Below are 18733 nucleotides of genomic sequence, written 5' to 3'. Positions count from 1 at the left end.
GCAATGGCAGATGATAATGATGATCTGACTCCGGAAGAAAATGCCGAACCCGGTGCAGAAGAAAATGCTGAACTGGATGCCGATGCGCTGGCGGACTCTGTTGCCGAAGGTGTTACTGAGGCGTCCTCCGATGATGAAGCAGTCGCTGACGAATGGGCGGCAGCTATGGCTGAAGCTGGTGAAGGTGGCGAAGAAGAAAACGCTGAGGATGACTGGGCGGCTGCCATGGCCGAAGCTGGCGAAGGTGGAGACGATGTTCGTCAGGTTGAGCTGGACGAGCTGGAAGATGAAGGTAAGCCGGTAGAAAGCAACGGGCCAGGCCCTGAGCTGGATGTCATTCTGGATATTCCGGTGCGTATCTCTATGGAGGTAGGCGCTACTCAGATTCCTATTCGCAACCTGCTGCAACTGAATCAGGGCTCTGTGGTAGAACTGGATCGTCTGGCGGGTGAACCACTGGATGTGATGGTTAATGGCACACTGATCGCCCATGGCGAGGTCGTGATGGTGAACGATAAATTTGGTATTCGTCTGACCGATGTGGTGAGCCAGAGTGAACGTATCCAACGTCTGCGTTAAAAGTCTGTGTGTTTTTTTCTGCTTGCAGCCAGGCTGGCTGCTGGCGGCTGAAGAAGCGGTAATAAAAGCCCCTGCACCATTGGCCTCTGCCGGAAAAGTGATGTTTTTTCTGGTGATTGTGCTTGGGTTGATTGTGGCTCTGGCATGGTTGGTCAGTAAAACACGGGGCGTTCAGTTAGCTCAGGGGCAGGGGCAACTGAACATTGTGGCCAGCTTACCATTGGGTATGAAAGAGAAAATTGCCGTTATACAGGTTGGGGAAAAGCAGTTGCTGGTAGGCATTACACCACAGCAAATAACCACGCTCGCTGAACTCGATGAGCCGCTTCCGCTGGCAAATACATCAGCCCCCGCCAGTTTTCAGGAATTATTAAAAAAAGCGATCCGACCATGAAAACAGGGAATTTTCTGCGTTGGCTGATACTGGTGTCGGCATTGCTGTTACCAGCCGTTGCATCGGCTGCTGATTCAGCGACGTCTTACCTCGGTATTCCGGCTGTCACATTTAATACCACCGACAATGGCGGTGAGTATTCCGTAACGATTCAGATTCTGGCCATTATGACAGTGCTGACGGTATTGCCGTCACTACTGATTATGATGACTTCCTTTACCCGCATCATTGTTGTTCTGGCAATTCTGCGCCAGGCGATGGGGCTTCAGCAGACGCCTTCCAATCAGGTATTGCTTGGGCTGGCGCTGTTTTTGTCACTGTTTGTCATGATGCCTGTTTTTCGCGTTATCAACGCCGACGCCTTGCAGCCCTATCTGGCAGAAACCATTACGCCACTGGAAGCGGCAGAGCGGGCAATTAAACCACTGCATGAATTCATGCTGTCACAAACCCGGGAAACGGATCTGCAACTGTTCGTGCGCATCAGCGGCGAGCAGAATATCGCCTCACCGGAGGAAACGCCGATTCATATTCTGATTCCGGCTTTTATTACCAGTGAGCTGAAAACCGCCTTTCAGATCGGCTTTCTGATTTTTATCCCTTTTTTGATTATTGATCTGGTGGTCGCCAGTATTCTGATGGCCATGGGTATGATGATGCTTTCGCCAATCATCATTTCATTACCGTTTAAAATCATGCTGTTTGTTCTGATTGATGGTTGGGCGCTGATTATGGGAACACTGGCCAACAGCTTTGGTACCGTGTAGGAGGGCGTATGACACCGGATAATATTGGTGATTTGTTTACCGCAGCCATGTACCTGGTATTGGTAACCGTTGTAGTCATTATTGTGCCCAGCCTGGTGGTGGGTCTGATCGTCAGTACCTTTCAGGCGGCGACACAGATTAACGAGCAGACTCTGAGTTTTCTGCCACGACTGGTGGTGACACTGATTGCCATTATTGGTTTTGGTCCATGGGCGGTGAATGCTGTCATTGATTACACCCGCGAACTCTACCTGAATATTCCCTTCCTGATAGGTTAACTGTGCCGGAACTGGACGCCATTGAGGTAAGCCACTGGATCAGTCGCTACCTGTATCCGTTTGCACGCATCAGCGGTCTGCTGATGGTGATGCCGCTGATTGGTACGCGTATGGTCTCTCAGCGTATCCGTTTATTGCTGGCCGTCGCTATTACTCTGGTGCTGGTACCGGTTCTGCCGCCATTCCCTCATGCGGATGCGGTATCAGTCGCTTCGCTGGTCATCGTTCTGCAGCAACTTCTGATCGGTATTGCTCTGGGGTTTGTGATCGAGCTGGTCACTCAGGTATTTGTCATTGCCGGTCAGTTGATTGCTATGCAGACGGGCCTGGGGATTGCGACCACGGTAGATCCTTCTCAGGGCGCCTCAGTGGTGGTTATTTCGCAGTGGCTGCTGTTTATGGTCAGCCTGGTTTTTCTGTCGCTGAATGGACATCTGGTGATGATTGAAATTCTGGCTGACAGTTTTCGCACTTTGCCGGTTGGATTTGAAGGATTGGGGCCTGAGGCCTTTGGTCTGATTGTCAGATGGAGTGGCTGGATGTTTGCCGCCGCACTGGTGATTTCCTTGCCTGCGCTGACAGCGTTGCTGATTGTTAACCTCGCGTTCGGTGTTATGACGCGGGCTGCACCTCAATTAAATATTTTCGCACTGGGCTTTCCGGTCACTATGATCGTCGGTTTGTTTATTCTCTGGCTGACGCTGAGTGATATGGCACAAAGTTTTCAAGGCTATATGGATATCCTGTTTGAGTTCATCAAGAAATTGACGGTACTCAACTGAGAATACTGAATATCCGGGGCTGAGATGGCAGAAGAAACAGGTCAGGAAAAAACCGAAGAACCCACGACGCGAAAACTTGAAAAAGCGCGTGAGGAAGGTCAGGTTCCGCGTTCGAAAGAGCTGAGTACCACCATGGTGTTGTTACTCGGTGCAGCAGGTCTGCTGGCGTTTGGTCCATGGCTCAGTGACCATATGTATGAAGTTGCCCGCCTTGGCTTTTCTTTTGAACGCGATACCGCGTTTGATCCTCGTATTATGTTCAGTCACCTTGGGGCTTCACTGCGTGAAGCGGCGCTGGGACTGGCGCCCTGGCTGGCGCTGGTGCTGGTGGCAGCCTTTATGGGGCCGTTGGGCGTTGGTGGCTGGCTGTTCTCGACAAAAGCAATCGCGCCCAAACTGGATCGTCTGAATCCGCTCAGTGGTCTGAAGCGGATGTTTTCCATGAATTCCGTGGTGGAACTGGTGAAGTCCTGGGCCAAGGTACTGGTGGTAGGGCTGGTGGCCTGGCTGGTGCTGGACTATTACTTTACCGATGCTCTGAAGCTTGCGCGTCAGGAAACCGAAGCGGCGATTGCTGGTTCGGTTCATATTATTATCTGGAGCGTTATTTTACTGTGCGCCGCTACCGCACTGATCGCGGTGGTGGATGTGCCGTGGCAGATATACAGTCACACCAAAAAACTGCGGATGACGCTGCAGGAAATCAAAGACGAATACAAAGAAAGTGAAGGGCGGCCTGAAGTTAAGGGTAAGATTCGTCAGCTGCAAAGGGAAGCTGCCCAGCGTCGCATGATGGCGGACGTACCGACCGCAGATGTGGTGATTACCAACCCGACCCACTACTCGGTGGCGCTGTCCTACAAATCAGATCTGATGCGAGCACCGGTGCTGGTGGCCAAAGGTTCTGATCAGGTTGCACTTAAAATCCGCGAAATTGCCAAAGAAAATAACGTACCGCAAATGCAGGCGCCGCCACTGGCGCGGGCGCTGTATACCCACGCTAAAATCGGTGAGGAAATTCCCGAAGGTCTTTATATCGCAGTGGCTCAGGTACTGGCATACATCTACCAGATGGATCTGTATGTGAAAGGCCGCGGGCCGAAGCCAGAGCGCAAACCCGATATGCCTATTCCTCGCGATCTGCGGGTCGATCCGGACCCGGTACAGTAATACGGCAATTTATTGGTGGCAGACGCCAGACTTGGAAAACTTTTTGCAATAACTCCGTTAACGATATTTTTCTGACGGATTTTCCATGGCAACTGCGACAAAAAACCAGATTATGGGCACCCTGAAACAGGGTGCCGGTATGTTGACGCAGGGAAATCTCGGTATCCCTGTGATGCTGCTGGTGTTGCTGGGCATGATGACCCTGCCGTTACCGCCGTTTCTGCTGGATACTTTCTTTACCTTCAATATTGCCCTTTCTATTGTAGTGCTGCTGGTCAGCGTTTATGCCCGCCGCCCTCTCGATTTTGCCATTTTTCCAACCATCCTGCTGGTCGCAACCTTACTGCGTTTAGCACTGAACGTGGCGTCGACCCGCGTGGTGCTGCTTTATGGTCACGAAGGGGGAGATGCTGCCGGTAAGGTGATTGAGGCGTTCGGTGAGGTACTGATTGGCGGTAACTACGCGGTTGGTCTGGTGGTGTTCATGATTCTGATGATCATCAACTTCGTGGTAGTAACCAAAGGTGCCGGGCGGGTATCGGAAGTGAGTGCCCGCTTCACTCTGGATGCTATGCCGGGTAAGCAGATGGCCATCGATGCCGATCTGAATGCCGGCCTGATTGATGCCGATCAGGCTAAGCAGCGTCGCTCTGATATTGCCGCAGAGGCTGATTTCTACGGTGCTATGGACGGTGCCAGTAAGTTTGTTAAAGGCGATGCTGTCGCTGGTATTCTGATTCTGATTATTAACGTCGCCGGCGGTTTTGGTATTGGTATGGCGCAGCACGGACTGAGTTTCGGTGATGCTGTTTCTGCTTATACGCTGCTGGCGATTGGTGATGGCCTGGTAGCTCAGATTCCTTCGCTGCTGCTGTCCACTGCGACGGCCATTATGGTGACTCGTAACGGTAATGATGAGGATATGGGGCAGCAGGTATTCGGGCAGATGTTCTCCAGCTCCCGGGCTCTGGCGGTATCGGCAGGCCTGATGTTCCTGATGGGTTCTGTACCGGGTATGCCGCATACCGTCTTTATGGGCGCAGCGCTGATTTCTGGTGCGGTTGCTTACTATATTCACTGGAAAAAAGAAGGCGGCAAGGTTGGCGACTCGATTGCCCGCCGTCTGGGCGTTAAATCGGCTACCGCAGGTGGCGAAGCTCTGCCTGGTCCTGGGGCGCCGGGTGGGGCGCTTGCCGCGCCGAAGGAAAAAGCAGAAGCGGCTATCAAGCAAATGGAAGTGAAGGAGCTTGGCTGGGATGACGTAGAGCCGGTGGATCGTGTTGGTCTGGAAGTGGGTTATCGCCTGATTCCGCTGGTTGATAAAAACCAGGGTGGTCAGTTACTGAACCGGATTAAAGGCGTGCGTCGCAAGCTGTCGCAGGAACTGGGTTTCCTGATGCCTTCCGTGCATATTCGCGACAACCTCGACCTGTTGCCTAACCAGTACCGCCTTACTCTGATGGGTGTGACTCTGGCAGAGGCTGAGATTTTTCCTGAGCGGGAACTGGCCATTAACCCGGGACAGGTATTCGGCAAAATTGATGGTCAGCCAACCGTCGATCCGGCCTTTGGCCTGGAGGCCTTCTGGATCGATCAGGACAAGAAAGATCGTGCTCAGACCCTTGGCTACACCGTTGTCGATGCTTCCACCGTAGTAGCGACCCACCTTAATCAGAAACTGCAACGCCATGCCCATGAGTTACTGGGCCATGAAGATGTTCAGCAGCTGGTGGATATGCTGGCCAAGCAGTCGCCGAAGCTGGCCGAAGAACTGGTGCCGAATACGGTATCTGTCAGTCAGCTGCTGGCCGTTCTGCAGAACCTGTTGCGTGAACATGTGCCGATCCGCGATATGCGTTCTATTGCCGAGTCTTTGGCGAATTTCACTGGCCAGAGTCAAGATACCGCCGCTATGACCAGTCTGGCCCGCATGTCTCTGAGCCGCATGATCGTCCAGAACATCTTTGGTAACGAGGATCAGCTGGTGGTTATGACGCTGGATCCAAGTCTGGAACAGTTGTTGCTTAAGTCATTACAACAGACGGCTCAGCAAGGGCTGCAGCAGGGGCTGGTACTGGAACCAACCATGGCCGATACCCTGCAGCGATCTCTGGCTGAAGCAGTGCAGGCGCAGGAGATGGCCGGACGTCCGGCGGTTCTGCTGGTGACCAGTCAGCTGCGTCCGGCAATGTCGCAGTTTGTTCGCAACAGCATCGAACAACTGCATGTCCTGGCTTATCAGGAAATTCCGGACAACAAGAGTATTACTATCGTCGCCAGTATCGGTGGCAAGTAGTAGCGGGTACTGAATATGAAAGTGAAACGTTTTATCGCTGCCAATATGCAACAGGCTCTGCGCAATGTGTCGCAGGAGCTGGGGGCTGATGCTGTCATTCTTTCCAGCCGCAAAACTGATCATGGTATTGAGGTTGTCGCTGCGCTTGATTACCACTCCGGAAACGATCAGGACAATGCCGAAGTGGAACGTCAGCTGCGTTTACAGCAGGAGCTGGAAGCGGCTAAGGCCGCTTCACGTGAGCCGCAAGCGGTGACGAAACGTGACGAGAAACGAGAAGAACGTGAAGCCTGGGCAAGTCAGGCGGATGTCAGCAGTCGCGAAGGTCTGGCTGCGGTACTGGCTGGCCTGAAAGACGGTGATATTCCTTCTTCCGCCGGACGCGAAGAGATGCGCCGTCGTGAAGGTGACCGCGATGAATCCTGGTACAGCAACGCTCTGGCCCAGATGAGCGGTGAACTCAAAGAACTGAAAAACTGGATGGTCAGCCATCAGGGCAGTGCCTGGGACAATGAGCGGCCGATGACCTGGCAACAGTCACAACTGTGGCAGCGTTGTCAGGACGTTGGTCTTGAGCCTGCCTGGGCCGACCGTGTGACCAGCCGTATCGACGGTGCGTTGCCGATGGACGAGGCCTGGGCCGCCGCCCTGAATCTGATTGCCAGTGATTTACCGATTGCGCCAACCGGTCTGCTGGATCGCGGTGGTCTGTATGCTCTGGTTGGACCTACTGGTGCCGGAAAGACCACCACCATTGGAAAGCTGGCAGCTCAGTTTGTTATTCGCCACGGAGCTGATGCTGTGGCTCTGGTAACGCTGGATAACTACCGGGTGGCAGCGCACGATCAGTTGCGTACCTTTTCGCGTCTGCTGGGTGTTGAGATGCATGTGGTTGGAGCTGGTGGCGATCTTGGTAAAGCCATCGATGGCCTGAAGAATAAAAAGCTTATTCTGGTGGATACCGCAGGTTTAGCGAGTCAGGACCCACATTTTGGCGTGCAATTGACTATGCTTAAGCAGGCAGGTCTGCGCCTGAAAAAATTGCTGGTTCTCCCATTGACCAGTCAGGGGCGTTGTCTGCAGGAAAATTACGAACATTACAAAGCGGCGGGACTGGTTGGCTGCGTTTTCACCAAACTGGATGAATGCTTCAGTCTCGGACCAGCACTCAGTGTATCGGCTCTGACTCACTTGCCGGTGACGCTGGTAACTGACGGTCCACACATTCCCGACGATGTGCATTACCCGGACGCTGACAAATTAGTGAAGCTGGCAGAACAGATGGCACGAATGGCCAGAACCCGCTGGCAGGCAGCCGAAGCTATGAACTTCGCTAATCAGCAGTCCAGTGTCCAACACGGAGTATCAAATTAATGGCTAGGCATCCTGTACAGGTAATTGCGGTTACCGGCGGTAAAGGTGGCGTGGGCAAGAGTAACGTATCGGTGAATCTTGCCATCGCACTGGCAGAAATGGGGCGTAGGGTCGTGGTACTGGATGCCGACCTTGGCCTGGCAAATATCGATATCCTGCTGGGTATCAGTTCAAATAAAACCATTGAAAATGTGCTCAGCGGTGAGTGTGATCTGCGTGAAGTAATGGTGCGTGGGCCTGGCGGTATTCGCATAGTGCCGGCGTCATCCGGCACGCAGAAACTGTCGCAGCTTAACTCCATGGAACATGCCGGGTTGATTCAGGCCTTCAGTGATATTGGTGACGATATTGATGTTCTGATCGTCGATACGGCGGCAGGCATCTCAGATACCGTACTCAGCTTTGTGCGTGCTGCTCAGGAAGTTCTGATGGTGGTTACGGATGAACCGACCTCCATTACCGATGCTTATGCACAGATTAAATTGCTGAACCGCGACTATGGTCTGTTTCGCTTCCGTATTGTTGCCAACATGGTGAAGACACCGCAGGAAGGGAATGCTTTGTTTCAGAAGCTGACTAAGGTGACTGATCGTTTCCTTGAAGTTGCTATGCAGTACGTGGGCGCTATTCCTGCTGATGATGCCGTGAAGCGCTCCGTTCAGCGTCAGAAAGCGGTGGTGGACGCCTATCCGCGCTCAAAAGCAGCCACAGCGTTTCGTGCGCTGGCAAAAAAAGTGGATGCATGGCCATTGCCATCAAGCCCTCGTGGTCATCTGGAATTTTTCGTTGATCGTCTGGTTCAGGAAGCTGAGGCCTGACGAGCGTGTCTGTAGGAAGTTGCCTGGTGTATTCCGACGTACAGAAGCAGGACTATGAACAATTAGTGCGGGAGCACGCGACGCTGGTGAAGCGCATTGCGCATCACCTGCTCGGGCGTTTGCCTGACAGCGTGCAACTGGACGACCTGATTCAGGCCGGCATGATTGGTCTGATTGAGGCTGCACGTAAATACGATGGCGGCAAGGGAGCCAGTTTTGAGACCTATGCCGGCATCCGTATTCGTGGCGCTATGCTGGACGAAATCCGTAAAGGGGACTGGGCTCCCCGATCTGTGCATCGCAATTCGCGTCGTATCAGTGACGCGATCAAGCAGATTGAAAGTGCCAAAGGACGCGATGCAGATGACAGTGAAGTCGCGGAATACCTCGGCATCAGCCAGGATGAGTACCATTCCATTCTGAAAGACAGCGCCGGCTGTCGCCTGTTCAGCTTTGAAGAAGTCGTTGAAAAGAGCGAAGCCGGATTTGATGTTTTTGAAGATGACTCCCCCAATCCTCTGGACGGTATTGAGCGTGATGCCTTTCAGCGGCAGCTGGCAGAAGCCATTCGTACCCTGCCGGAGCGTGAACAACTGGTGCTGGCACTGTATTACGATGAAGAACTGAACCTGAAAGAAATTGGCGCCGTGCTGGGAGTCAGTGAGTCGCGGGTCAGTCAGCTGCATAGTCAGGCTGCCCACCGTCTGCGTGCTCGTCTGGGCGGTTGGCTGGGCTGAACGGGTACCATCGGCCTGTATAACAGGCAGAGAAGTGCCCTTGTTTCCTGCCTGCAACAGGCAAATCTCCCCTTTGGCTTATCTAAGCCCTTAATACTCCTCAAAAAAAACGAATCTCCTTCTCCTCTTTCTGGATAAAGCGATAACTGCGTCTACACTAAAATCTAGGAACGACTTGGAAGATAAAAGTCGATTACTGGAGGTCGCTTTGGACAAAAATATGAAAATTCTCGTTGTGGATGATTTCTCTACGATGAGACGAATTGTTAAGAACCTGCTGCGTGATCTGGGTTTCACCAACACTCAGGAAGCGGACGACGGTCTGACGGCATTACCAATGCTGCAGAACGGAGATTTCGACTTCCTGGTGACGGACTGGAATATGCCGGGGATGACAGGACTGGATCTGCTGAAGAAGGTGCGGGCGGATGATCGTCTGAAGAACCTTCCGGTGCTGATGGTTACTGCTGAAGCCAAGCGCGATCAGATCGTTGCGGCGGCTCAGGCAGGGGTGAATGGCTATGTTGTTAAGCCATTTACCGCCGCAGTGCTTAAGGAAAAGATCGATAAGATCTTTGAACGCGTCGAAGGCTAACCAGGAAGGCAACCCGATGGCCGGGATCAATCTCGATACCGATAGCAGCAATGTTGGCTCAGAAATCCGTACTCTGGCTGAGAATATGATTCAGCAGCTGGAGCGTGGAAATCTTGGCCAGGCCGTTGCTCTGGTAAACGACCTCAACGAGGTTCGTGACCGGACGCTATACAACGAAATCGGTCGTCTGACGCGCGCCCTGCATGAGGCTATAAAAAATCTTCGGGTTGATAGCGTGGGCGCGGCTTCAGAAATTGATAACGCGACCGATAAGCTTACATATGTCATTGAAATGACAGACAAGTCCGCCAACCGCACGCTGGATCTGGCGGATGCCGGAATGCCGTTGGCGACAGATATTCATGAACGATCCACACAGCTGTCTGGGCAGTGGAAAAAGTTCCTGAATAAGGAACTTAAACCTGAAGAGTTCCGTTCGCTGACGAAAGATATTAATCAGTTTCTGATCGACAGTGCACAACAGTCGAGACAGTTACAGGGCCAGCTATCTGACATCGTACTGGCTCAGGATTTTCAGGATTTAACCGGACAGGTGATTCACAAAGTTGCTGCTCTGGTTACCGATGTTGAAAGCCGCCTGGTTCAGTTGGTGGCGATGGCCGGTAAGGTCGATTCCATTACCGGTATAAGCCATGCTGATCTTGAAGCAGAAAAAGCTGAACAGGAAGAAGCCCCTAATATCACTGCGGAGGGACCGCAGATTGATAAATCCAGTGATGACGTAGTTGCCAGCCAGGATGATGTTGATGACTTACTGTCCAGTCTTGGTTTTTAAAGGAGCTAACGGATGAGTTTCGATGCTGATGAAGAGATACTCCAGGATTTTCTGGTCGAGGCCGGAGAAATTCTTGAGTTACTCTCTGAACAACTGGTCGATCTTGAACAGCGTCCTGATGATAACGATCTTCTCAATGCTATTTTCCGTGGATTCCACACGGTTAAAGGTGGGGCAGGGTTTCTTCAGTTAAATGCGCTGGTTAACTGCTGCCACGCTGCGGAAAACGTATTCGATACATTACGAAATGGTAACCGTTCGGTTAATTCAGACCTGATGGACGTTGTTCTTCAGGCACTGGATAGCGTGAATGAAATGTTTGATGCCGTTCGCTCAGGTGCCGAACCTCAGGAAGCCGATCCTGATCTTATCGAGCGTCTGCATCACCTGGCACTGCCTGAATCTGAAGATGAAGCTCAGCCAGTTGCTGAGGTCGCTGAAGAGCCGGTAGCGGCGGCAGAAGAACCTGTGGCTGAGACACCTGCACCTGCAGCCGGCAGTGATGACTCTGATATTACTGACGATGAGTTTGAGCAGCTGCTGGATGCTCTGGATGACCAGCCTGCTGGTGAATCAGCTCCGGCAGCGGCAGAAGCAGAAGCGCCTGCAGCCGCTGCTGATGACGACTTCTTTGATATCGGCGGCGATGATACCGCGACCACCGATGATGAAATTACAGAAGATGAGTTCGAGGCTCTGCTCGATCAGATTCATGGTAAAGGCAAGCATGGCGGTTCCGCTGAGAGCGAAGCTGAACAACCCGTTGCAGCCGCTCCGGCGACGGAGAGCAGTGCCGAGCCTGCAGCAGCAGGTGGCGATGATCTGATTACCGACTCTGAATTTGAAGAATTGCTGGACCGACTGCACGGTAAGGGTAAGCACTCCAATGCACCTACGGGTGAAGAGGAAGGAGCTGCTCCTCCGCCAGCCCCTGAAGCACCAGCGGCAAAAGCACCTGCAGAAAAACCAGAACCTCCTGCAGCACCTGAGCCTGCGAAGCCAGCTGCAGCAGCTCCTGCTGCGGCTGCAAAACCAGCAGCTAAACCAGCTGCTGCGCCTAAGGCACCGGAACGGAAACCTGCTGGTGGCGATAAAGAGGCAGCAGAGGCCACGGTTCGGGTAGATACCAAGCGTCTGGACGACATCATGAATATGGTGGGCGAGCTGGTACTGGTTCGAAACCGTCTGGTACGACTGGGGCTGAAAAGCACAGATGAGTCGATGGCCAAGGCTGTAGCAAATCTGGACGTTGTAACCGGAGACTTGCAAGCCTCGGTTATGAAGACACGGATGCAGCCAATCAAGAAAGTATTTGGTCGTTTCCCGCGGGTTGTTCGCGACCTGGCTCGTCAGCTCAAGAAAGAGATTAATCTGGAGCTGAAAGGTGAGGAAACGGATCTGGATAAAAACCTGGTGGAAGCACTGGCAGATCCTCTGGTTCACCTTGTGCGTAACTCGGTTGACCACGGCGTGGAAATGCCGGAAGACCGTGAGAAGAAAGGTAAACCAAGAGTAGGTACCGTTGTACTTTCTGCAGAGCAGGAAGGCGACCATATTCTGTTGATTATTCAGGATGATGGTAATGGTATGGACCCGGATGTCCTGCGCCGTAAAGCCGTAGAAAAAGGATTAATGGATCAGGATGTTGCCGACCGTTTGACGGACAGCGAATGTTTCAGCCTGATTTTCGCACCGGGCTTCTCGACTAAAGAACAGATTTCAGATGTTTCTGGTCGTGGTGTGGGAATGGATGTGGTTAAAACCAAAATTGCTCAGCTGAACGGCACTATTAACATTGAATCGAAAATGGGCGTTGGCACCAGTATCCGTATTAAGGTACCGCTGACACTGGCGATTATGCCTACCCTGATGGTTATGCTGAAGGATCAGGCATTTGCTTTCCCGCTGGTGAGCGTCAACGAAATTTTCCACCTTGATCTGACCAAAACCAATATTGTTGATGGTCAGGAAGTTGTTGTTGTTCGTGAAAAACCGATTCCATTATTCCACCTTAAGCGCTGGCTGGTTAAAGGTGAAGAATATGCCAAGGCCGATGAAACAGCCCACGTGGTTGTCGTATCGGTGGGAACCAAGCGTGTGGGCTTTGTGGTTGATCAGTTAATTGGTCAGGAAGAAGTGGTGATTAAACCGCTCGGCAAGATGCTGCATGGAACTGCCGGCATGGCCGGTGCCACCATTACCGGTGACGGGCGTATCGCTCTGATTCTGGATGTTCCAAGCATGCTCGGTCGTTACGCTGCCAAAAGCCTGAATGCGGCCTGACATAGGAAGAATTTGCTCAATGAGTATCAAAGTACTGGTCGTTGATGATTCTGGTTTTTTTCGTCGCCGTGTGACTGACATTATCAATGCTGACGGTCGCATGGAGGTCGTTGGCGTTGCTTCCAATGGTATGGAAGCCATTGAAATGAACGACTCATTGAAGCCAGATGTTATTACTATGGACTACGAAATGCCGGTTATGGATGGCATTACGGCGGTGCGCAATATTATGCAGCGCCGGCCAGTGCCGGTATTGATGTTTTCTTCTCTGACGTTTGAAGGAGCGCGGGTAACTCTCGATGCGCTGGATGCTGGTGCACTCGATTTCCTGCCAAAGAATTTTGATCAGATTGCAAAAGATGCGATTCAGATAAAACGTGCTCTTACCGACAAGATTGCCGCAGTTGCCAAGGTTCAGAACAAAACGGTAACCCGTACAGTCAGTAAACCTGTCGTAAAGGGTCAGCTTAAAAATACAGAACTGGTGGTGATCGGAACCTCCACTGGTGGGCCTGCCGCCTTGCAGACGCTGTTCAAAAAAATTCCAGGCTCTTTTAAAACACCTATCGTCATTGTGCAGCATATGCCCGGCTCTTTTACTAAGGCTTTCGCCGAGCGTCTGAATACCCTGAGTCCGCTGGTAGTGAAAGAAGCTGTGGATGGTGATCGCATTGAAGCCGGCCATGTGTACGTTGCCCCCGGTGGTATGCAGCTCATGGTGGATAAACGCGGTGGTGGGGTTATTCATATTCGTGAAAGTGACGAACGGGTAAATTACCGCCCAAGTGTCGATATTGCCTTCGCATCGGCAGCTAAACATTATGGCGCCAGAGCGTTGGGTATTGTACTGACCGGTATGGGAGCAGATGGTCGCGAAGGTGCGCGTTTGCTGAAAGAAACCGGAGCGACTGTCTGGGCACAGGATGAAGACAGTTGTGTTATTTTCGGCATGCCATTCGCCGTTATCAAGGAAGGACTAAGCGATGAAGTTTTGTCTCTCAATGATATCGGTCCGAGGCTGGTTGAAGAGGTGAACTGACATGGACCGCTGGGCGCTTGTTTTAACGCTGCTGGCGGTCATTGCGGTTCTTACCGGTTTTTCTCTAGAAGGCGGTAATCTCTCTTCTTTGTGGAACGGCCCTGCGGCCCTGATTGTTTTTGGGGGCGGTTTGCTGGCCACCCTTGTTCAGGTTCCTGTTTCCTATCTGCGTCCCCTTGCCAGCCTGCTGTTCTGGCTGATCGCTCCCCCTCATTATTCGCTCGATACCCTGATCAGTAAGTTGCTGGTTACCGGTAATACATTGCGGCGGGAAGGTCCGCTGGCGCTGGAGAAAGTAGCGTCTTCGGAAACAGATCCTTTAATGCGTAAAGCACTGATGTTGCTGGCAGATGGTAACGATAGTGAAAGTATGGAAGCCGCGCTGCTCCTCGAACTTAAATCCCGCGAGCAGCGAGATGAAGAGCTTGTCAGTGTGCTCGACAGTCTGGCCGGGTATTTACCAACGCTTGGGATTGTCGGGGCTGTGCTGGGGCTGATGCAGGTGCTTTCCAGCATCAAGGAACCTGATGCCTTGGCCAGTGGTATTGCCACAGCCTTCGTTGCGACTTTCTACGGCGTTGGCTGCGCTAACCTGGTTGTGATTCCTCTGGCGTCTGCATTGCGGCAACGATTGGCCGTTCGCAGCCGCTACTACGAAGCAATGCTTCTGGGTATTGTGGCTCTGCGCAGTGGTGCGAATCCGATGGCACTGCGCTACCGCCTGCAGGGTATGGTGCTGTGAAACGCGCCGATCCACATCGCTGGCTGGTGTCGTACGCTGACTTTATGACCTTGCTGTGTGTCTTTTTCATCATGCTGTACGCCGTGCAGTTAATTGATGAGGAAGAGGGTGCAGCAATTCGCGAGGAACTGGAGGGCCTGTTTACAACCGCCTTGCCGCCGGTTCCACTGACGCCTCCAACGCTTTCGACACCGCTGGAGGATGGCAATGGCCTGTTACCTCTGGTGGCCGATATTCGTCAGGTCGCTCAATTTATTCCGGAATCGGACGATATACGTATAGAAGGGGATGTCGACTGGATAACCGTGTCACTGAATGCCGATATGTTATTCGAGCCCGGTGAGACGACTATTCGTAATGAGGCGATCCCGATTATTGAGGCAATAGCGACGGAGCTCCGCGAGTACCCGTTTCCTCTGAATGTTCAGGGCCATGCTGATGATACACCGTCGCGTGGGCTGACTAACTGGGAAATATCGGCTCTTCGAGCAGCGGCTGTGGTGCAGAACCTGGCGTTATACGGCGTGGCTCCGCAACGAATGGCGGCAATGGGACTCTCCCATTATCACCCGGTTTCCCAGGGAACTACTGAGGCGGACAAAGTGCTGAACAGACGGGTCGTGATTTATATGACCCAGACTCAAAATGCACTCTGGACCCGGCCACAGGAGTAACCTGACACAGTTTTTGCCTGTTAAACATAAACTGCCGGAAACACGGCAGATTCAATGGAAATCATCAGGAATAAAAACGTGCGAATCTGGTCCATTGCAAATCAGAAAGGTGGTGTTGGTAAAACCACCAGTGTGGTCTCTCTGGGTGGCCTTCTGGCTGAACAGGGCAAGCGCGTGCTGCTGGTTGATCTTGACCCGCATGGCTCACTGACCAGCTACTTCAGACAAGACCCGGACAGCCTGGACCGGAGTCTCTATCATCTGTTTTTTGAGCAGCGTTACAAAGACAAAGACTTTGTGCGCTCAGTCATCAAGCCAACGAGTCTCGACAGTGTTTCGTTGTTACCTGCGACCACGTCTCTGGCGACGCTTGAACGTCAGGTAAGTGGTCAGGACGGAATGGGACTTGTTCTGGCCAGGACTCTGGCACAGTTGTGGGATGAATATGACTACGCCTTACTCGATACACCGCCAATTCTCGGCGTATTGCTGGTAAATGCCCTGGCCGCCTGTCAGCGGCTGGTGATTCCGACACAGACAGAGCACCTTGCTCTCAAAGGTCTGGAACGTATGGTCCATACCCTGAAAATGGTGATGCGCTCGCAGAACCGTCAGCTGCCGTTTCTTATTGTGCCCACACTGTTTGATCGGCGTACTCTGGCGTCACTGACCACGCTCAAAGAGATGCGACGCACTTATCATGACTCTCTCTGGCAGGAAGCGATTCCGGTGGATACACGTCTGCGTGATGCCAGCCATGATGGTCTGTTCCCGCACCAGCTTGATCCACAGGGACGAGGTGTCAGAGCCTATCGTCATCTGCTGGGTGAAATCGAAGCGTCGGAGAATGAGCGTGGATAAGTCGCTGTCAAAAGTCGCAGATCCCCTGGATGACTACTTTTCCCATTTGTTAGCGGCAGATGGTGAGGTGGAGGGGCAGCACGTGAACTGGGATAACCTGCTGAAAGAAGCAGTATCGCCTTATCACCTGCAGGAAGCGCTGGACAGTTCAACTCTGGCACCGGGATTCGCCCCGTTGTGCCTGAATGCTCCGGGCCAGGGAAGTCAGGCCGATCTGCGTATGCAACTACTTGAATTGGTCGGTCTTGCTCGCACCCTGCCTGCAGGGCGCCTGAAAGGAATGGTGCTCGAGCAGGGCCATCGATGCCTGATGGTCGGAGGGCAGTATGGCTGAGCAACCTGAGGTCAAATCGTCTAATCAGGTCGATACCGTTCTGCAGGACTACCTGGATCAGCTGCTGGTTGCTGCCACAGCAATGCCAGCGCCTGTTGAGGCTTCTGTGGTTGGTACATCCATGCCTGTGGAAGAGCCGGCAGTGCGGAGCCAGTCGATTGATACGGTGAAAGCATTCGCGCGTAGTGAAAGCGTAACCCAGGTTCAGGAATCGCTGCCGCAGACGCTGGTGATGCCAGTGCCGTCTGTCGCCGAGGTGGAACAACCCCACTTGCCGGATACCGTCACAGATACTTTTGAAACTGATCAGGCTGACGATAACCCGCCAGAAATTGAATCCGAAGATGTCAATGATTTGTCAGTTTCGGCTGGTGGTGGCACGCCTGTCGATACAATGACGCTTAACTGGCGTTCCAGTCAGGGCATCGACTGTCTTATTTTCAAAGTGGCAGGCCTGAAACTGGCCATTCCGTTACCGTTGCTCGGTGGCGTTTTTAACGTTACCGACAAGGTGACCCCCTTGTTTGGTCAGGCCTCCTGGTCACTGGGTGTATGGCAGGGGGAGATGGGCAAGCTGACCATCATTGATAGTGCCCAGCTGATCATGCCAGAACGAGGACTCAGCCTTGAAGATACAGGCTACGGCTTCTTTATACAGCTGGACCGCTCCCCATGGGCTCTGGCTTGTCAGGAAATCTGTGACACCGTGACGCTGGTTCATGACTCCATCAAATGGCGTGGTGAAACCAGTAAGCGCCCCTGGCTTGCGGGTACGGTGATTTCGGAAATGTGCGCCCTGATTGATGTCCCGGGTCTGATGCAGCTGCTGACTGAAAACGTCCGTCCTGCAGCACCGCATTAGTCTGTCCGTGCGCGCTGAAAATTCAGTGGAAATTTAACTGGTACACTTTGTGCTCTGATCTATATTTAAGAAAGGTTCGTCATGTTTTTTTGACAGCGTGAATATAGCGCTGTCGGTTTGGCAGAGAGATTCGCCGTTGACCATACGGTTTTCAGCGGGTTCTGGCCTTTCTTAGCGAGGATGTTTTATGTCAGCGATTGCCGGAAATAAAGCGGCGGAAGATCCAGTCCTTCAGTGGGTGACCTTCCGTCTGGAAAATGAGACATACGGTATCAACGTAATGCAGGTGCAGGAAGTTCTGCGTTATACCGAGATTGCCCCCGTTCCGGGTGCGCCACCGTATGTACTGGGCATTATTAACCTGCGTGGCAATGTGGTAACGGTTATCGATACCCGCCTGCGATTCGGGCTGCCAACCGCTGACACCACTGATCAGACGCGTATCGTCATTATCGAGGCGGAAAATCAGGTAGTGGGCATTCTCGTGGATGCGGTGGCTGAGGTGGTGTACCTGCGTCAGTCAGAAATAGAAACCACTCCGAATGTCGGTAACGAGGAAAGCGCGAAATTCATTCAGGGCGTATGCCACAAGAATGATGAGCTGCTCATCCTGGTTGATCTGGAAAAAATGATGTCTGACGAGGAGTGGACAGAACTTCAGGGTCTCTAGGAGATTTCTATGGCCTCTCTGTCACTCATGCACTGGTTATTGATTGGAAATATGGTTCTGATGTCGTTGGTGGGGGCCTTTATGTTCTCACTGCGACGACAGCAGCAACAGGATACAGGTCGTCTGGATGAGGCCGTGCAGGATCTGCAGCAGGCTCATCAGGCGATGAGTAAAAGCACCATCGGTATGGGGCGTCGTATCAAGCAGCTTGATGGGCGTATGCAACAAGCTGAACGCCGTGTGGTGTTACCGGGAACGGATGAGGCAACTTACCACCAGGCATCGCGTTTGGTGGGCCTGGGGGCGTCTGCAACTGACCTGGTCGATAACTGTGGTATGGCTCGTGGTGAGGCGGAATTGCTGGTATCGCTGAAACGGCAACCTTCGCACTGACAAAAAAGCAGGCTTAGCCCACTGCTGTCCCACAGTTTTAAAGGTATCTGTTTTCTATAAACGACTTTTAAATCCGCAGTGCCTACTGCCTCCCAGGGGAACTTATCCCCTGGCCGGCAGGGCGACCCCAGCTTTTCGCTCCTGGAGCGTTCCCCTCATTCTCTCGATTTTTCAGGCCACGCGCCCATGCGACATCCCTGTCGCCGTCCGCTCGTCGGGCATCCATGCCCGGCGGACCGGAAAAATCATCGTTCATTTCGGCGCTCCAGAATGCGAAGGAATGGCTTCA

At 52.7% G+C, this 18733-nt stretch carries 21 protein-coding genes; all 21 read left to right on the top strand.

Annotated features, from left to right (window positions below):
* The first annotated feature begins 3 nt into the window (after positions 1 to 3).
* Complete coding sequence (fliN, locus tag I9W95_RS04260) at positions 4 to 579, top strand: flagellar motor switch protein FliN (RefSeq protein WP_225672185.1); 576 nt, start codon at positions 4 to 6, stop codon at positions 577 to 579.
* Positions 554 to 973 carry a flagellar biosynthetic protein FliO gene (fliO, locus tag I9W95_RS04255; protein ID WP_225672183.1) on the top strand — a complete coding sequence of 140 codons (420 nt, stop codon included), beginning with the start codon at positions 554 to 556 and terminating at the stop codon, positions 971 to 973. The genes fliN and fliO overlap by 26 nt, the downstream gene beginning before the upstream one ends.
* On the top strand, positions 970 to 1740 hold the full coding sequence (fliP, locus tag I9W95_RS04250; protein WP_318653592.1) for a flagellar type III secretion system pore protein FliP: 771 nt from the start codon (positions 970 to 972) through the stop codon (positions 1738 to 1740). Before fliO ends, fliP begins: the two co-directional genes overlap by 4 nt.
* An 8-nt stretch (positions 1741 to 1748) precedes the next feature.
* Entirely contained in the window at positions 1749 to 2018 is a 270-nt protein-coding gene (fliQ, locus tag I9W95_RS04245; protein ID WP_225672181.1) for a flagellar biosynthesis protein FliQ, read from the top strand.
* A 2-nt stretch (positions 2019 to 2020) separates the two neighbouring features.
* Positions 2021 to 2800, top strand: coding sequence for a flagellar biosynthetic protein FliR (gene fliR, locus I9W95_RS04240; protein WP_225672179.1), 780 nt, complete (start codon positions 2021 to 2023; stop codon positions 2798 to 2800).
* A gap of 24 nt (positions 2801 to 2824) precedes the next feature.
* Entirely contained in the window at positions 2825 to 3970 is a 1146-nt protein-coding gene (flhB, locus tag I9W95_RS04235; RefSeq protein ID WP_225672177.1) for a flagellar biosynthesis protein FlhB, read from the top strand.
* Positions 3971 to 4055: 85 nt separating this feature from the next.
* Positions 4056 to 6266 (top strand): flagellar biosynthesis protein FlhA, encoded by a 2211-nt coding sequence (gene flhA, locus I9W95_RS04230; RefSeq protein ID WP_318653591.1) that lies wholly within the window; start codon positions 4056 to 4058, stop codon positions 6264 to 6266.
* A gap of 15 nt (positions 6267 to 6281) precedes the next feature.
* A complete protein-coding gene (flhF, locus tag I9W95_RS04225; RefSeq protein WP_225672175.1) occupies positions 6282 to 7640 on the top strand; it encodes a flagellar biosynthesis protein FlhF in 1359 nt (452 codons plus the stop codon).
* The gene (locus I9W95_RS04220) at positions 7640 to 8458 is read left to right on the top strand and encodes a MinD/ParA family protein (protein WP_263866087.1); all 819 of its coding nucleotides are present in this window, start codon (positions 7640 to 7642) and stop codon (positions 8456 to 8458) included. Before flhF ends, I9W95_RS04220 begins: the two co-directional genes overlap by 1 nt.
* Before the next feature lie 5 nt (positions 8459 to 8463).
* On the top strand, positions 8464 to 9195 hold the full coding sequence (locus I9W95_RS04215) for an RNA polymerase sigma factor FliA (protein WP_225672173.1): 732 nt from the start codon (positions 8464 to 8466) through the stop codon (positions 9193 to 9195).
* A 220-nt stretch (positions 9196 to 9415) separates the two neighbouring features.
* Positions 9416 to 9790: a chemotaxis response regulator CheY gene (gene cheY, locus I9W95_RS04210; protein ID WP_451923595.1), complete on the top strand. Its 375-nt coding sequence runs from the start codon at positions 9416 to 9418 to the stop codon at positions 9788 to 9790.
* Positions 9791 to 9806: 16 nt separating this feature from the next.
* Positions 9807 to 10586: a protein phosphatase CheZ gene (locus tag I9W95_RS04205; protein ID WP_225672169.1), complete on the top strand. Its 780-nt coding sequence runs from the start codon at positions 9807 to 9809 to the stop codon at positions 10584 to 10586.
* A 12-nt stretch (positions 10587 to 10598) separates the two neighbouring features.
* Positions 10599 to 12869, top strand: coding sequence for a chemotaxis protein CheA (locus I9W95_RS04200; RefSeq protein ID WP_225672167.1), 2271 nt, complete (start codon positions 10599 to 10601; stop codon positions 12867 to 12869).
* Between the two features lie 19 nt (positions 12870 to 12888).
* Positions 12889 to 13908, top strand: a complete 1020-nt coding sequence (locus tag I9W95_RS04195; RefSeq protein ID WP_225672165.1) for a protein-glutamate methylesterase/protein-glutamine glutaminase — start codon at positions 12889 to 12891, stop codon at positions 13906 to 13908.
* Between the two features lies 1 nt (position 13909).
* Positions 13910 to 14650, top strand: coding sequence for a MotA/TolQ/ExbB proton channel family protein (locus I9W95_RS04190; protein ID WP_225672163.1), 741 nt, complete (start codon positions 13910 to 13912; stop codon positions 14648 to 14650).
* A complete protein-coding gene (locus I9W95_RS04185; protein WP_225672161.1) occupies positions 14647 to 15324 on the top strand; it encodes a flagellar motor protein MotB in 678 nt (225 codons plus the stop codon). The genes I9W95_RS04190 and I9W95_RS04185 overlap by 4 nt, the downstream gene beginning before the upstream one ends.
* Positions 15325 to 15402: 78 nt before the next feature.
* Positions 15403 to 16185, top strand: coding sequence for a ParA family protein (locus I9W95_RS04180; protein WP_225672160.1), 783 nt, complete (start codon positions 15403 to 15405; stop codon positions 16183 to 16185).
* Entirely contained in the window at positions 16178 to 16519 is a 342-nt protein-coding gene (locus I9W95_RS04175) for a hypothetical protein (protein WP_225672158.1), read from the top strand. Before I9W95_RS04180 ends, I9W95_RS04175 begins: the two co-directional genes overlap by 8 nt.
* Entirely contained in the window at positions 16512 to 17381 is an 870-nt protein-coding gene (locus I9W95_RS04170; protein WP_225672155.1) for a chemotaxis protein CheW, read from the top strand. Before I9W95_RS04175 ends, I9W95_RS04170 begins: the two co-directional genes overlap by 8 nt.
* Positions 17382 to 17568: 187 nt before the next feature.
* Positions 17569 to 18051 carry a chemotaxis protein CheW gene (locus tag I9W95_RS04165; RefSeq protein ID WP_225672153.1) on the top strand — a complete coding sequence of 161 codons (483 nt, stop codon included), beginning with the start codon at positions 17569 to 17571 and terminating at the stop codon, positions 18049 to 18051.
* 9 nt (positions 18052 to 18060) lie between these two features.
* Complete coding sequence (locus I9W95_RS04160; protein ID WP_225672151.1) at positions 18061 to 18444, top strand: DUF2802 domain-containing protein; 384 nt, start codon at positions 18061 to 18063, stop codon at positions 18442 to 18444.
* Positions 18445 to 18733: the final 289 nt, after the last annotated feature.

It is taken from the genome of Thalassolituus marinus (assembly GCF_020320395.1).
Classification (GTDB): Bacteria; Pseudomonadota; Gammaproteobacteria; order Pseudomonadales; family Oceanobacteraceae; genus Venatoribacter; species Venatoribacter marinus.
Note: the sequence above shows the minus strand (reverse complement) of the source record. Positions and strands in the feature narration are given on the sequence as shown.

Excerpts from the sequence above, each read along its gene's own strand:
- I9W95_RS04200 (WP_225672167.1), top strand. The coding sequence starts at position 10,599 with ATGAGTTTCGATGCTGATGAAGAGATACTCCAGGATTTTCTGGTCGAG.
- I9W95_RS04195 (WP_225672165.1), top strand. The coding sequence starts at position 12,889 with ATGAGTATCAAAGTACTGGTCGTTGATGATTCTGGTTTTTTTCGTCGC.
- I9W95_RS04160 (WP_225672151.1), top strand. The coding sequence starts at position 18,061 with ATGGCCTCTCTGTCACTCATGCACTGGTTATTGATTGGAAATATGGTT.
- I9W95_RS04205 (WP_225672169.1), top strand. The coding sequence starts at position 9,807 with ATGGCCGGGATCAATCTCGATACCGATAGCAGCAATGTTGGCTCAGAA.
- cheY (WP_451923595.1), top strand. The coding sequence starts at position 9,416 with ATGAAAATTCTCGTTGTGGATGATTTCTCTACGATGAGACGAATTGTT.
- I9W95_RS04190 (WP_225672163.1), top strand. The coding sequence starts at position 13,910 with ATGGACCGCTGGGCGCTTGTTTTAACGCTGCTGGCGGTCATTGCGGTT.
- I9W95_RS04170 (WP_225672155.1), top strand. The coding sequence starts at position 16,512 with ATGGCTGAGCAACCTGAGGTCAAATCGTCTAATCAGGTCGATACCGTT.
- flhF (WP_225672175.1), top strand. The coding sequence starts at position 6,282 with ATGAAAGTGAAACGTTTTATCGCTGCCAATATGCAACAGGCTCTGCGC.
- fliN (WP_225672185.1), top strand. The coding sequence starts at position 4 with ATGGCAGATGATAATGATGATCTGACTCCGGAAGAAAATGCCGAACCC.
- flhB (WP_225672177.1), top strand. The coding sequence starts at position 2,825 with ATGGCAGAAGAAACAGGTCAGGAAAAAACCGAAGAACCCACGACGCGA.
- I9W95_RS04220 (WP_263866087.1), top strand. The coding sequence starts at position 7,640 with ATGGCTAGGCATCCTGTACAGGTAATTGCGGTTACCGGCGGTAAAGGT.
- fliP (WP_318653592.1), top strand. The coding sequence starts at position 970 with ATGAAAACAGGGAATTTTCTGCGTTGGCTGATACTGGTGTCGGCATTG.
- fliQ (WP_225672181.1), top strand. The coding sequence starts at position 1,749 with ATGACACCGGATAATATTGGTGATTTGTTTACCGCAGCCATGTACCTG.
- I9W95_RS04165 (WP_225672153.1), top strand. The coding sequence starts at position 17,569 with ATGTCAGCGATTGCCGGAAATAAAGCGGCGGAAGATCCAGTCCTTCAG.
- flhA (WP_318653591.1), top strand. The coding sequence starts at position 4,056 with ATGGCAACTGCGACAAAAAACCAGATTATGGGCACCCTGAAACAGGGT.